This is a genomic window from Brucella lupini, assembly GCF_002252535.1.
GTDB classification, from domain to species: Bacteria; Pseudomonadota; Alphaproteobacteria; order Rhizobiales; family Rhizobiaceae; genus Brucella; species Brucella anthropi.
In genome coordinates this window covers 1-14,508 of the sequence record NZ_NNRN01000019.1, presented here as the reverse complement: position 1 = coordinate 14,508, position 14,508 = coordinate 1, and the positions used below count along the sequence as shown (strand labels likewise).

Below are 14,508 nucleotides of genomic sequence, written 5' to 3'. Positions count from 1 at the left end.
GCGGAAGAAGACTTGGTGCAGGCTTCGGCCTCATCAGACCAGCAGTTGAGAGGAAGCGAACGCCTATGAAAAAGCCTACAGCGAAAATCCGTGAAGAAATCGCGCGCCTGCAGGAGCAGCTCAAGCTGGCAGAAACGCGCGACGCCGAACGCATCGGCCGTATCGCCTTGCGCGCGGGCCTTGGCGAGATCGAGGTCGAGGAGGGGGAGCTTGTTGCAGCGCTCGAAGAGGTAGCGGCGCGGTTTCGGCGCGAGACGAAATCCGCTCACGGGCGAAAAGGTCCCGCCACGCCGCCGAACGGCACTGGCGATGCTGCGGGCCAGTCTTCTGAGGGCTGAACGGATGCAGCGGATGACCACAGTCGAAGCCCGAAAAAAAGACGCGCGGGAGAAGATCGAGCTTGGCGGACTGATCGTCAAGGCGGGCTTGCGATACGAGAAGAGAGCGCTTCTGCTTGGCCTGTTGATCGACGCTGGCCAACGGATCAAGGCGGACGAGGGGGAGCGGTCTCGCCTGACGGAGATCGGAGCAAAGGCTTTCACTGATGACGCCTAAAAAGATCTTCCTCGCCGCCGCTCCCGCCGTCGCGATGCTTGCTGTTGTCTTCGCAGTACCAGGTATCGAGCACTGGGTTGCGGGTTTCGGCACGACCAGCGAGGGGCAGGTAATGCTTGGCCGGATCGGACTTGCGCTACCTTATGCGCTCGCGGCTGCTTGCGGTGTCATCTTCTTGTTCGGAGCGAGGGGATCGATCGACATCAGGACCGCAGGATGGAGCGTGGCCACCGGGGGGCTGGGCGTCGTTCTTGTCGGGGCGTTCAGGGAGGGAGCGCGGCTGCTGAGCTTTGCAAGTCAGGTGCCCGCAGGACAGTCAGCGATGTCCTATGCGGACCCGTCGACAGTCCTGGGCGGGGGGCTTGCGATCCTCGCAACATTCTTTGCGCTGCGCGTCGTCAGAATGGGGAACGCCGCTTTTGCGCGGAGCGAACCGAAGCGCATTCGGGGGAGACGCGCGCTCCATGGGGAGGCTGACTGGATGTCGATGCAGGAAGCGGAAAAACTGCTTCCTGAAACGGGTGGCATCGTCATCGGCGAACGATATCGCGTTGACCGCGATAGTCCGGCCGCCGTCTCTTTCCGTGCGGCCGAGCCGGCCACCTGGGGCAGAGGCGGGTCGGCGCCTCTTCTGTGCTTCGACGGTTCCTTTGGTTCGTCGCACGGGATCGTGTTTGCCGGGTCTGGTGGCTTCAAGACCACTTCGGTGACTGTGCCGACCGCGCTCAAATGGGGCGGCTCACTTGTCGTGCTCGACCCGTCGAACGAGGTGGCGCCGATGGTCATGGATCACCGGCGCAAGTCAGGTCGGCGCGTGATCGTGCTCGACCCGAAGATTGCCGGTTCCGGATTCAACGCACTTGATTGGATCGGCCGCCACGGCGGCACCCGGGAAGAGGATATTGCGGCTGTCGCATCCTGGATCATGAGTGATAGCGGCCGCGCGACAGGTGTTCGCGATGATTTTTTCCGTGCATCCGGTCTCCAACTGTTGACGGCGATGATCGCCGACGTCTGCCTCTCCGGTCATACGGATGAAAAGGACCAGACATTGCGGCAGGTCAGAGCCAACCTGTCCGAGCCGGAGCCGAAGCTGCGTGCCCGGCTGCAGGAGATTTACGACAATTCCGCCTCCGACTTCGTGAAGGAGAATGTCGCGGCATTCGTGAACATGACACCTGAAACCTTCTCTGGCGTTTATGCGAACGCGATCAAAGAGACGCACTGGCTGAGCTACACGAATTTCGGCGCGTTAGTGTCCGGCTCCAACTTTTCAACCGATGCTCTGGCGAACGGCGATACGGACGTCTTCATAAACATCGACCTCAAGACCTTGGAGACGCATGCCGGCCTGGCACGCGTTGTGATCGGCTCGTTCCTCAACGCTATCTACAACCGCAATGGTGCTATGAAGAGCCGAACATTGTTCCTCCTTGATGAGGCCGCAAGGCTCGGCTACATGCGGGTGCTTGAAACGGCCCGCGATGCCGGCCGGAAATACGGTATCACCCTCACCATGATCTACCAGTCGATTGGCCAGCTGCGCGAAACATATGGCGGACGCGATGCGTCAAGCAAGTGGTTCGAGAGCGCCAGCTGGATCTCGTTTGCAGCGATCAACGACCCCGAGACGGCCGATTACATTTCGCGTCGCTGCGGCACGACCACGGTCGAGATTGACCAGGTCAGCCGCAGTTTTCAGTCGCGCGGCTCATCGCGGACGCGTTCGAAGCAACTCGCATCACGGCCTCTCATCCAGCCGCACGAGGTCTTGAGAATGCGCGCCGACGAGCAGATCGTATTCACTGCCGGCAATGCGCCATTGCGGTGCGGTCGGGCGATCTGGTTTCGGCGGAACGATATGAAAACCTGTGTAATGCAAAACCCTTTCCATCGTCCGGCTGCTTTGCCGCATGGGGTGTTCGATCAACGCCAGGCAGATCAAGAGTAATGACCAGGAACGTAACCAATGCTGTGTTCGCGGTTACCTTGGCGATGATCTTCGGAACGATCGCCGCGCGGGGTGAAGCGCAGACGCGCTCTTCAGACAGCATGTCTGCCACCTTCACGATTTGCGGAGAAGGGCGACGCGTGAGCTGCGTGGTCGACGGAGATACGTTCTGGTTTCAGCGCCAGAAAATCAGGATCGCGGATATCGACGCGCCTGAACTGAGCCCGCCCCGTTGCCCTTACGAACGGGAGAATGGTGAAGCAGCCAAGCAGCGTCTTCTATCACTTCTCAATCAAGGCAGTTTTTCATTAGCGACGGTAGACCGGGATGAGGATCAATACGGACGAAGACTTCGCCTTGTCACAAGGGCAGGACGGTCCATCGGCGATATCTTGATCGATGAAGGCCTAGCCCGCCCATGGGGAGGGCCGCGGCAAAGCTGGTGCGAGCGAACCGAAGGTTAAAGTCGGTCGCCCCATTTGGCCCTTGGCGATAGTCCTGCTGTCCGAGACCCGGCATATGCGCTACTGGTTTGAGGCGGCGTGGCAACGGGGGGAAGCACATGACGAAACGTAATGGAGAAACGGGCCCAACTGTTGTCGACGCGGTCCAGCTCGGCCGCATCGAAGCGACGCATCGCGGTTTTTTGTATCAGCATCTTTATGTTGCAGCGGTTCTTCTGCGCGCCGCCGAGTTCAAGGTTTCGTCTGTGCTGGTCGAGAGCGATGAGGATCTGGAGATCCTGTCCGACACAGGCCACATCTATGTGCAAGTTAAGCTCCGCGCGGATATCCTGGGCTGGTCGGATATTTCGGATGCGATGGATCGCTTTGCTTCCTATCGTGCCCTGCATGAGGACGGCACGCGCGCCGGATCCGCGCGTTTTGTCATTGCAAGCAGCGCACCACCGCGACCTTCGCTGATCGAACAGATGAACGACCCGGGCTGGCCAGCTGATGTCACGATCGAGTGGCCGGACGGGCGATCCCGGTCCGACAATGTGCTCCCCTGGCCAAGGCCGAATGTGATCGACATGGCCGACCATGTCAGAGCCTTGGCCGAACGGCTGCCATTTGCGGTTCTGACACCTGACACGCTGATGTGGAAGCTTGCCGGAGTCGTCACGCTCGCAGCGGCAGGCCAGCCACCAAGAACCGATCACCAGTTCCGCTCCACCGAGCTGCCGAAACTCTTCGAGCAGTTGGTGATCCAGCTTCAGGACTTTCCAGCCCCTCCGAGCCCATACCGCGAGCAGGAAGACGAGCCATCTCTGACGGGGCATGGACCGATCAGAATGATTACGGGATATTCCGGTTCGGGCAAAACATCGTGGGCAGCGAATGCGGCCCTGCATACGGCAGGCACATTCATCTATTTCGACGCGCAGGACATTCCAGGGGGAGGCCTGGCTGCGGGGCTTGCACGAGAAGTTGCCGCCCGAATCTATCAGGAGAGCGGAGGCCTGGGTGAGGTGCTTCTGCCCGGCGCGTCCGGCGCGGAGATCCTTCAGTCGATCGGAAGGGAGCAGACAGCCGACGAGCCCGTCACGATCGTTTTTGACAATGCACACAAGCCGCCGGCGGCTGATGTGGCGGCATGCATTCGCGCGGCAAAGGGGTTCGGTTTTGTTCTTCTTGGCCAGCCCGGCCGGAACACACAGGAACTCGCCGCGCTCCTTCAGATCGGCGAAGAAACGCTTGTAGGTTGGTCGGTGGATACGATCGCGGCGGAAGCTGCATCAAATTCGTGTGTCGCAGATCCGGCATCCTGCCAGATGCTGCTCGACCAGACTGGAGGACTGCCGCTCTACATTCAGAACGCCGTCGAGATCGCGAGAACAGAACATGCGGGATCGCTCGCAGAATTCTGCAACAAGCTGGCAGGTCTTGTCCACACAGTCGAGACGGCGCAAGAATTCATTCTTGCTCACGTAATCGACGCTCTTCCAGAGACGGCAGGCCGTCTGCTGGCAATTCTCAGCCTGAGCGACATTGCATTGTCCCGTGACGAGGTTGCGGCTTACGCCAACGCCGTGTTCGGCACGAACCCGACAGAACTTGCCGCCAGCCTCCGGCGCCTGCGGACAGCAGGTTTGGTGCAGACGTTCGGAAGTGATGCGCTCAAGGCCCACGATGCGGCGAGACTCGTGGGCCGTAGCCGGCTCCAGGAACTGGGCGATGTCAAAGCTCACACCGCCCGCGTGGCGCTTAAGGATGTTCTCGCAGGTTCGATCCGGAAGCGATGGGAATACAGAAAGGTCGCACTTTACATCCGGATGCTGGGCGAGGCGGGCGAGATAAAGACGCTCGTGCAGTTCGGAACCGATGAAGTCTTTCACGAAATGGGCTTGTGGCCAATCATCGAGCCGCATCTGATGGCAGCGGCATTCGCTGACGATGTTGACGCTGAGTCCAGGTTCTGGGCACTGGATGGCATCGTTTTCAACGAAATGCGCAAACACACAGGCAACCCTCGAAAACACATAGACGAGATGAAGCGCCTGACTGAGCAGTTCGAGCTTGGTGGTGACGAGCGCTTGGCTGTGGGAATGAAGGAAATGACACTTCTTGCGCAGGAGGGAGATGCGGAAGGCGCGAAAAGATTGATGAACAGCGTGCGGGCTGGCCTTCGAAACACACCCGCCCACAGCCGGATCTTTCGTTACAACGTCGCATCTTCAATGTTCTTTCTGGGCGAATACGACGTTGCAGAATCTCAGATCCTGCAGGTTATGGACGAATATTTCAAACTGCTGGGCATCAGGCCGGAGACGGTTGTCGGTCTCAACCCTCCGCAGCTATATCCCCTCCTGACCAAGACGCCTACTGTCGAGGACGACATCAAGCACCTCGCCGACTGCCTGGATCTTCTGGCAAAAATCAAGACGGCGCAGGGTCAGATCTCGCCCTTCGCTCGCCTGCACGCCATAAAATTTTATGCGATGGCGAACTCGCCCGAATCGTTGATCCGGGTCGGCCAGGACCTCGTCGACGAGTTTATGAACAGACATGACTATATTGGTGCGCGTGAGATAATTGAAACAAATCTTCTGCCCAATTTGCTGGAACTGAAACTCGCAAGCTACATGATTCCGGTTCGCTCGCACTACGCGGTTGTGCTCGCCTATTGTGGCGACTTTCCCCGGGCCGACTTGGAAATGGAGAGACTGGCGCCGTACGAAGCCGGTCTCTCCCCACAAGGACGGGCCGAACTCACCGAGCAACGGCGCATTATCGCGCAGTTAAAGCGCTTCGGGCCTCCGCCCCAGCTGCAGCTTCCCGATAATCTCCAGCAGCGCATGGCGGCCTTTCGAGACTCCATCACCAACAATGCCCCGCAAGGCCAACGGACGCGAATTGGCCGAAACGAGCCTTGCCCCTGTGGTTCAGGAAAGAAATACAAGAAATGCCATGGAGGTGGCGGATAGTCCGCGCATCCATGCTAGGGAAACAGCAGGTCCGACTTCGCCATATCCGTCAGACTCATAACGCGGTGTGCCAACGCCCTGTTCTCCGCTGCTGCGCGCGCGAGATGAGCGCCAAGTTTTGCGAGGTTCGACTTTTGCCGTTCATCGAGAGCAGTCACATCATTTCGGATCTTGGCCGTGTCGGTGAGAACGAGATAATTGAAGAATTTTCCCAGCAGACCGGCGGTGATATCCGACAGTTGTATCATGGGCTCAAGCTTGGAATCGGAAAATCGAAACGTAATATTGGAAGGAAGAGGGAACGACTGAAACTTCTCGCGCACCACCTCTTCTACATCGAGGACATGGTCGGACTTTCCCAGGATCGTCAGGCGATGACGGAAGAAGATGTCAAAACCTTCGATGAGAACATGTCCGTCTTCCGGCGTGCCTTCGATGAATGGAAACTCGTCGCCTTCGGCAGCTGCTTCAAAAAGACCATCCAGCATCTGACCATAAACAGGATGGAGATGGCGAGCCTGTCGCTGAAGGATTGTTCTCAGGGCTTCGTAAAATCGCGGTCCTTCCTTCGGATCGATGGCCGGGTAATTGAAGGCTCGAAACAGTGACAGCGTGGTGTTGAAGTCGCGGCGGAGCGCGATGTTCAACATATCCTTCAATGGCGGGAGGACGGGAGCCAAGTCGAACCGGTCCGCTGCCGAAATCGCGCTGTCGACGATATCGACGATCGACCAGTAGAGTTGGTCGAGGCATTGGTAGTGGATGAAGAGGCCTTTTGCCTCAATCCAGTCGAGAAAGTCACCAAGACGTTGGGAGCGCAAGACCTGAATGAAGTCCCCCTTGGCCACGTGGGTGAGCTTGATCTCTGCGGTCGTCGGTTGCAGGTAGAGAACACGCCTTAACTCCTCAATGTCCGGTACGGCAACGCCGCCGGGGATTGCCACACCCGCCAGCACGAAACAGCCAGGATCTTTGACATTCAAGCCGTTCGCGGTGAAATGCAGCTTTCGATGATTGTTGGTCTCATCATAATAGAGCGTGTAGACGACATCGGCCCGTTCCAGGCCGTGCATGCGAATTTCCAGATCGCGAAGATCGTCTACGTCTGTCATTCCGTCAAAACCCCTGTTGCCCGCCGAGCTTGGCGGTCGGCTGCTAGTTTGGCAAGTGCTTTGCACTCGGCGAGAGGATCGTCACCCGAATGGGCGAGACCGCTTGCGGCTTCGGGCCGCAATGCGGCTAGAGCCGTGCGCCCGCGGCGTCTCGCCCAGATCACGTCAACGAAATGAATCACTTGCGCTCTTTCGATTCAAAACTCTCATTGGACGCGAAGTGAAGAATTTCGGATTCTGCGATCATGATCACGCAGCCCTATCGTCTTCATATTGAACGCGTCGACGCCACGAAAAACATGGCGCGGTACTATACGCTGGAAATTACGACGACATTGTTTGGAGAGGCGTGCCTGGTACGCTCGTGGGGGCGCATCGGAAAAAATGGGCAGAGTAAGAAGCACCATTTCGACCGGGAAGAAGACGCCGTCGACCTCTTCCTCGCCCTTGCCCGGCAAAAACGTGCAAGGGGTTATCGACTACGCCACCGTCTGGAAGACTGACTTCCTATAGCTGGCGCCCGCACGCCTTGGTCACAAGCTCCGACTTTTTTGTCTGAGTTTTCCGACGGAAATTTCCTTAGTGATTTAACGCCTAGGATTTCCTCGCGGACCTTAGGGATTATCGCGACAAATGCGACAGCAGAAAATGGGCCGCGCGCTGGTGAGCTGCGCTAGCGTTCCGGGTTCCCGATCTCAAGAAAAAGTCGTGCGCGCCGCCCTCATAAACGTCAAGCGTAACTGGCCCGCCAAGCTGCTGCGCCGACCTTTGCAGCTCCCGGCCGATCGACACGGGAAAAGTCTGGTCGGCGTTGCCCCAAATCAAAAGGAGGGGCGGCAATGAGCGGACAGGCTGCGAATAGCCATTCGGGAAACCGCCATCGACCAGCACCAGAGCGTCAATGTCGCTTCGCCCGGCCGAAGCCGCAGAAGCAATTTGCGCGCCAAGGGAGATTCCAAGAACGCCGATCTTACCGCCGTGGCGCGATTGCCCCTCAAGATGGGCGGCTACACCTTGAACGGCGGAAATCCAGTCCGGCAACCGCTGCGCATAATAGGCGATGCGCCCTCGCGCGCTGCCCGCTTTCGCGATGGCGTCGACGTCGGTCGGAGACAGGACATGAACCAAGTAGGGATTCAAGCCCGCCGCCCGGAACGTCTGGCCGATCTCGTCATAAACGGGTGCTCCAAACCCTCTGCTGCCGCTCAAGATCAGAACGGCCGGGCAGATTGCGCTCGCGCAACCTCCGACGCTCTCGACCAGAACCGCGCCGCTGGCTGTCGGCACAGTGAATTGCTGTCGAGTTGTTTGAGCGTTGGCCCCGACTGGAAGAAGTGAAAGGGCCAGGGCCGCGATAATAATGTTGAATGGACGCATGAACCTGTCTTGTGTGCAATCGCCGCAAAATCCTCGTTTTGAGCGACATTTGTTTTAGTGCTATTGCAAGTCGCAGAATAGGTAGATTTGCAACAACAGCAATCGGTAGGTCAGCCCAAGTCGGCCTCGGAAAATGATAATCAGCGTCGCAACTCCCGATCGGCGAACGTCCTCGGAGCTCCAGAAGGTCACCGCGTGTCAGAGGTCGAAACACTACCATTCCATCCCGCTACCGCAACGAATGGCGATCCCGCAACGTAACAAGATTGCAATTTCGAGAGCGTGAATCAAACAAAAGAGATGGAACCGTAGCTCCTTGTATGTTGATGCGAGACCCCAACGGAACGAAATGGTGAGAAGCATCGTGCTCTCATCGCATCGGCTGAAAAATAACGCTAAAGTTTAGGCAGCTATCCCGACACAAACAAGGAATTGAATTTCAGCGTAGTTCGGCATATAAATCTTGTGTCCAGCTCCCATATTGTGAGCTTCGACCATCGCTGAACGCTCTTTGCAATCCTTGGACCTGGAAAGGGGATCGGGTTGAATAGCGCTGACCATCATGTGTATCTCTCCATTAGAGAGCAAATCTTCGATGGCAGACTTCCAGCAAACTCGTTCATCCACATTCAGAGCTTAGCCACATTCCATAAAGTTAGCGCGCTTCCAGTCAGAGAAGCGTTAATCCGTCTCTCGGCGGAAGACCTGGTGGAATACAACAGATCGAGAGGCTTTATGCCCTCCCTGATTAGCTTGAATACGCTGGTCGACAGTTATGACATAATTTACCACATCTATCAGCTCAATTTGAGAATAAATATAGCAACGAAGCCGGCAGACAATCTACCCGATGATGAAATTATCATGAGCATCGCCGAAGACGAAAACATTACGGCTAGATCTGTTGATGAAGCTTTGGAGCTTTTTGCGTCTCGACTGCTGAGGGAGCACTTCTATGGTTGCTTTCTTAGAGAGCTGAGGCGCACCCGGCCCTTTCGATTCCAAACTTTTCAACTGAGGGACGATATCGCTTTGATCGCGGAATATATCCGCGACATGAAGGCGATGGTTATAAATCGCGAGTACGCAAAGATATACAGAACAAACAGAGATTTTCAAAGGGCCAATATTTCCAAACTGAAAGATAGATACCACTTATTTGTAGAAAACACCCGGAAGAGCCAAGTATATAATACAATTATATCATGATTATATTTGTTTAATTTCATTAAAATATAGGGATGGCGCTTCTTCCTCTGAGAATCGTGTGTCAAAATCTCCTAGCCACTGAAAAGGTCAGTGAAAAGGAGGAAAGATATGACCCAGACGCAAATCCCGGGCGAGCAGGCTGTTGCCATGCCACCCCCATCAACCGTTACCTCCCCGGAGAAAGTCAGTTCCGGAGCAATCGCCAGCGGCCATGCACAGGTTGTTCCCGGTTACGTCGAAGATGCAAGGCGGCGCGCCGAAATGGCAGATCGCTTCACGCTCGAACCGATCCTCGCCCGCTATTGCAAGGAAGAAGGGCTTTCGATGGAGATCGCGAAGGATCATCGACGCGAAATGTTGCGCTTTCTCGCGCTTTGCGGGACAGCGACACAGCACGGCAAATTCTACGGGATGACCGGCGCTGTCGACGAACTTTGGCATACCTTCGTCATCTTCACCCGTGAATATGCTGCTTTCTGCGATGCCGTGGCGGGGAGGTTCCTGCATCACGTGCCGGAGGTCGAGGGCCAGATGTCCGCAAACACCTTCGAGCATTACCTCGCCTTCCTCGCCGACTACGAGGCGGTGTTCAATGAGCCGGCTCCTGCCGCCTACTGGCCGCGGCCCGAGGGCGATCCAGAGTCGGTCGCCTGTAAGGGTTGCAGCGCCTGCAGTAGCTGCGGTGGCGGAGGCTCCTGCACCGTACACTGACGACCCCATCGAGTTGAACAAATTAGGAGATGAAACGATGCTTCAAGAAGCGATCGAAGACCGCAATGCTGTCGCCAGCGCCCCGGCTGGAATGCAACCTGCTGACGCCGATGCGGCGACAAAGCAAACAGTCGGATATGCTTCAACCATCCCCGACTTTATCAAAGACGCTCGTCGGCGGACCAAAGTTGCCGAGAGCTTCGCTCTTGAGCCGATCCTTGCTCGCTATTGCAAGGAAGAAGGGCTTTCGATGGAGATCGCGAAGGATCATCGACGCGAAATGTTGCGCTTTCTCGCGCTTTGCGGGACAGCGACACAGCACGGTAAATTCTACGGAATGACCGGCGCAGTCGACGAACTGTGGCATACCTTCGTCATCTTCACTCGAGAATATGCCGCTTTCTGCGATGCCGTGGCGGGCCGGTTCCTGCACCATGTGCCGGAGGTCGAAGGCCAGATGTCAGAAGGAACCTTCGAGCACTACCTCGCCTTTCTTACTGACTACGAGGAGGTGTTCAACGAGCCGGCTCCTGCCGCCTACTGGCCGCGGCCCGACGGCGACCCGGAATCGGTAGCCTGCAGAGGGTGCAGCGGTTGCAATAGTTGCTCCGGCCAGAGCTGCACCGTCCATTAATCGCCGATGCATTCGCCGAAAGTCCACCTCGGGCGGATAGCCGAGGTGGATCGGCTGAGGAGGTTTCAAATGCATGTTCTTCTTTTTGGAAAAATTCCACCCATTCAAGGGGGAGTTTCTCGCAGCACGTGGCTAGCCGCCTGTGACTTTCTGGACGCCGGACACTCCATCGACGTCATCACCAATGCGGAGGCGATGGAATATGGGTTTCGCCAGATGACAATGGAAGCTGACGACGAGATAGAAGTCTTTCAGCAGCGAGGCGGCACAATTCATAATGTCGAGAGCATTCCAACCCAATCATATATCCCCTGGGCGCCTCCGTTTTTAACCCAGATGCTTGGTGCGGGCCTTGAAAGCATCAAGCGCAAAGTCCCTGATATAATCATCGGCTGGTACTTCGAACCTTACGGCGTCGCGGCATCATTGCTCGGAAGGATGTATAATGTCCCGGTAGTTCTGCGGCATGCAGGTAGCGATCTGGGCCGACTGCGGAATGTCTCAACCCTGGGCATCGCATATGATGCATTTCTATCGGAGGCCGCGGCCGTGATAACGGGAAAGAGCGCCCAAACCGAGACTATTTTGAAACAAGCCGGCGTCAGGGACGATGCCGTATTCAGGGCCAAGGGTAGGGCCCTGCACAGATCGTTTTGCGATCCTTCACAAGTTTTCGACTTGCCCGAGCTCGTCGCCCGGTCGGAGGAGTGGTTCTCGAATTACGGCTTCGATGACGACACCTATCAAAAGCTGATCGCATGGAATCGCGCAGGCCTGGAAAGTGATGACCCTGCGATCGGCTCATATGGGAAAATCGCGGAAGTTAAAGGCACTTACAACCTCATCGACGCAATCGACGCTCTCGCAAGCAAGGGGATCAAGGTATCTTATCGGGCATTATGGAGCGCGACGCCAAAGAGGTTCGCCCATGCGTTCAAATATCTGTCCGAAAGACAGAACATGCGAGGCCGCTCCATTGTCTTGCCGCCAGTAGCTCCATGGCGGGTGCCAGGATTTATCCGGTCGTGCTCGGCGGTGGCGTTTCTGGAAAATCGTTTCCCAATAACATTTCACACTCCACAAGTCCCGCGCGAGGTAATAGCCTGCGGATCCCCCTTAATCCTCAGTGGGGAAATCTATGAGAAGGTGTATTTTGGAAGCCAACTCGTGGATCGGGTCAACGTCCTGAAGATCGATGATCCGCAAGACGTCGCGCAATTGGAAAAAGGAATCGCCGATCTGATCGCGAGCTCCGAATTGCGGCAGTGCCTGATCCATCACAGCAAGGCGCTTTCGCGGGTCCTTGAAGCGCGAGCCCCCATTGGAGATCCTATCGTTGAAATTGCTGAAGGATTGGTTGGCAATGAATATCGCTCAGCGGCCGTCGGCTAGTTTATCAGGCTTCGATGAATCTCCAGGGCAAGTCGATCAGAAAGCGGCGGCCAAGGCATTGTTGCGTTCCATTGTGGCGCTTCAAAGCAGCCGAACGATATTCGTGTTCCTGTTTCTGAGCATTGTGCTTTCTTTCCTTGCTAGCGTCCTGCTGGCGATCTCGCCGGTTCTTTTTTCAAAAGCCGTTGACGCGCTCTCGTCGGAAAGCACGGTAACTTCGGGAGCGTTGATTTTTGTCCTGCTCTCCCTAATCGCGCTCGGCATCTCCAAATTCCTTACCGAGCAGCGCTGGCTCATCTATCAGCCCGCCGAGAACCGAATACTAAATTCGGTCCGTGAAACCTACCTTCAGCATTTGCTGAATCTTCCGGTCAGCTTTCATGTCAACCGCTCGATGGGGCGACTTGATTCAATTGTCGGCCAAGGTCTGGCCGGGATTCAAACACTCAGCGGAATGGTGTTTACCCAGCTTTCTCCGCTAATATTTGAAATCCTCATCACATCGGCCGCTGTCTTCACATTTGTTGATGCTGACATATCCGCAATAATCCTCGCTACGATTGTGTTCTACGTTCTCACACTTGTCATTGGTGCCGAATGGGCGAGCAGACGACTAAAAATGGCGTTGAATGTCTCGATTGAGGCCCAAGGCGCGGCCGGCGATGCAATATTGAACGCCGAAGGGATAAAGACACTTGTCATCGAAGATGAGATCGTCAGATCATATCGCGAACGATTGCATGATGTTCATCTGCGCTTCCGAAAATTCTACTTCAGTCGCGGCTTTCTTGGCATCACCCTATCTGCCGTTCTGCTTTGTGGATTTGCTGCCGCCCTGTGGCTGTCAGCTACGCGGGCTGTATTAGGCGAGTTGTCCGTCGGCGCTCTCGTCCTGACGAACACCTACATATTGCAGCTTTTCCGAACGATGGAAGGATTTAGTTTTTCGTACCGTGACACCAGGCAGTCCTTTGAATCTGTTAAACGGTTTCTGGAAGTTTTTGCTGAGGATAGGGATGCGGATCAGCGTTCTCTCGGTCCAGTTGATGCTCTCTCGGCGATTGACATCGACAAAGTGAGCTACAAATATCCTGATGGTCGATGGGCGCTCCGTAATGCCAGCTTGCGGGTCGAAAAAGGCAAGATTACTGCTTTGCTTGGGAAATCTGGCAGCGGAAAATCAACGCTAGTCCGTCTCGTTTTGAAGTCGTTGCCCCTAAGCGAAGGCAATATCCGCGCCAATGGCGTGGATATCAACGAGCTCAACGGTCTTGAACTTCGTCGAAAGATCGCCGTCGTCCCGCAGGATGCGGTAATGTTTCGCGAAAGCCTTGGTTTCAATATCAGCCTTTCGTCCAACCCCGATCAGAGGAAGATGGAAGCAGCCGTCAGAGCAGCCGAAATTGCCGATCTTGTTTTGGGCCTCCCTGATGGTTACGACACCGAAATAGGGGAGCGGGGTTTCAAACTATCAGGCGGCGAACGCCAACGGCTGGCGATAGCAAGAGCGATTTATCGCGACGCGGACATACTCATTTTTGACGAAGCCACCTCTGCACTGGACGAAAGAACGAAGGCTGAGATTTTGAACTTGATCAGGTCGCTGTCCGTCAGCCGGGGGATATTGCTGATAACCCATGATCAGGCGGTGGCGGCAATAGCCGACACCATAGTGGCGCTTGATCGTGAGAAGGATCAAAACAGCCTGCCGACCTGACGCGATCTCTCAATGATCCGCGTAAGTTATGCTCGCGTCAGCTCGAGCGCCTCAAGGCAGCGGGTTGCGAAATTATTCAATCCGAAACAGTCTTTGGCGCATTGCGAGACGGGCGCACTGAACTGGAAACCGTTCTCCAGTTTCTCCGCACGGGTGACGAGCTTGTCGTTTTACGTCTCGACATCCTCGGGCGATCAACGCGCGACGTGCTCAATCGGCTCCACGAACTGGACTGCAAGGGTGCGTCACTGCGGGTTCTTGAGCCGCAAGTCTCAACGGCCGGAGATGGCGGACAGCTCGTTATCACGATCCTTGGCATGGTCGCGGATATGGAGCTGCGGTTCATGAAGGATCGGCAACGACGTTGAAAGGAGCGGGCTCGACGCCCTTTACCGGCTTTCTCAAGGCGACCGGTTGGCCCCG

The 14,508-nt window shown here is 56.2% G+C and carries 14 protein-coding genes; 12 read left to right on the top strand and 2 right to left on the bottom strand.

All coding sequences use genetic code 11. The features are described from left to right. Positions 1-65 precede the first annotated feature (65 nt). From traC to CES86_RS01360, 5 genes are all read left to right on the top strand, one after another. A complete protein-coding gene (traC, locus tag CES86_RS01380) occupies positions 66-338 on the top strand; it encodes a conjugal transfer protein TraC (RefSeq protein ID WP_003501743.1) in 273 nt (90 codons plus the stop codon). Between the two features lie 4 nt (positions 339-342). Continuing rightward, positions 343-555, top strand: a complete 213-nt coding sequence (traD, locus tag CES86_RS01375; RefSeq protein WP_080823884.1) for a type IV conjugative transfer system coupling protein TraD — start codon at positions 343-345, stop codon at positions 553-555. Continuing rightward, a complete protein-coding gene (gene traG, locus CES86_RS01370; RefSeq protein ID WP_080823883.1) occupies positions 545-2,506 on the top strand; it encodes a Ti-type conjugative transfer system protein TraG in 1,962 nt (653 codons plus the stop codon). The genes traD and traG overlap by 11 nt, the downstream gene beginning before the upstream one ends. A 44-nt stretch (positions 2,507-2,550) precedes the next feature. Further along, positions 2,551-2,970: a thermonuclease family protein gene (locus tag CES86_RS01365; RefSeq protein WP_234899600.1), complete on the top strand. Its 420-nt coding sequence runs from the start codon at positions 2,551-2,553 to the stop codon at positions 2,968-2,970. 98 nt (positions 2,971-3,068) lie between these two features. Further along, the gene (locus CES86_RS01360) at positions 3,069-5,933 is read left to right on the top strand and encodes an SEC-C metal-binding domain-containing protein (RefSeq protein WP_080823881.1); all 2,865 of its coding nucleotides are present in this window, start codon (positions 3,069-3,071) and stop codon (positions 5,931-5,933) included. Positions 5,934-5,947: 14 nt separating this feature from the next. Here CES86_RS01360 and CES86_RS01355 read toward each other — a convergent pair whose 3' ends face one another. After that, positions 5,948-7,045, bottom strand: a complete 1,098-nt coding sequence (locus CES86_RS01355; RefSeq protein WP_080823880.1) for a DUF3800 domain-containing protein — start codon at positions 7,043-7,045, stop codon at positions 5,948-5,950. Positions 7,046-7,290: 245 nt separating this feature from the next. On the opposite strand from CES86_RS01355, the gene CES86_RS01350 reads away from it, so the two are divergent. Then, a complete protein-coding gene (locus tag CES86_RS01350; protein ID WP_080823879.1) occupies positions 7,291-7,548 on the top strand; it encodes a WGR domain-containing protein in 258 nt (85 codons plus the stop codon). A gap of 118 nt (positions 7,549-7,666) precedes the next feature. Here the strand turns inward: CES86_RS01350 and CES86_RS01345 are convergent, their stop codons facing one another. Beyond that, complete coding sequence (locus CES86_RS01345; protein WP_234899601.1) at positions 7,667-8,332, bottom strand: dienelactone hydrolase family protein; 666 nt, start codon at positions 8,330-8,332, stop codon at positions 7,667-7,669. Between the two features lie 633 nt (positions 8,333-8,965). Between CES86_RS01345 and CES86_RS01340 the strand changes: the two genes are divergently transcribed. From CES86_RS01340 to CES86_RS01315, 6 genes are all read left to right on the top strand, one after another. After that, the gene (locus CES86_RS01340) at positions 8,966-9,631 is read left to right on the top strand and encodes a GntR family transcriptional regulator (RefSeq protein WP_167378264.1); all 666 of its coding nucleotides are present in this window, start codon (positions 8,966-8,968) and stop codon (positions 9,629-9,631) included. A 108-nt stretch (positions 9,632-9,739) separates the two neighbouring features. Continuing rightward, complete coding sequence (locus CES86_RS01335) at positions 9,740-10,342, top strand: glycine-rich domain-containing protein (protein ID WP_080823876.1); 603 nt, start codon at positions 9,740-9,742, stop codon at positions 10,340-10,342. Between the two features lie 37 nt (positions 10,343-10,379). Next, positions 10,380-10,976: a glycine-rich domain-containing protein gene (locus tag CES86_RS01330; RefSeq protein ID WP_080823875.1), complete on the top strand. Its 597-nt coding sequence runs from the start codon at positions 10,380-10,382 to the stop codon at positions 10,974-10,976. A 69-nt stretch (positions 10,977-11,045) separates the two neighbouring features. Then, positions 11,046-12,368, top strand: coding sequence for a glycosyltransferase family protein (locus tag CES86_RS01325; protein ID WP_092938665.1), 1,323 nt, complete (start codon positions 11,046-11,048; stop codon positions 12,366-12,368). Next, positions 12,313-14,085, top strand: coding sequence for an ABC transporter ATP-binding protein (locus tag CES86_RS01320; protein ID WP_137040031.1), 1,773 nt, complete (start codon positions 12,313-12,315; stop codon positions 14,083-14,085). Before CES86_RS01325 ends, CES86_RS01320 begins: the two co-directional genes overlap by 56 nt. Beyond that, positions 14,082-14,453 (top strand): recombinase family protein, encoded by a 372-nt coding sequence (locus CES86_RS01315; protein WP_137040062.1) that lies wholly within the window; start codon positions 14,082-14,084, stop codon positions 14,451-14,453. Before CES86_RS01320 ends, CES86_RS01315 begins: the two co-directional genes overlap by 4 nt. Positions 14,454-14,508 lie beyond the last annotated feature (55 nt).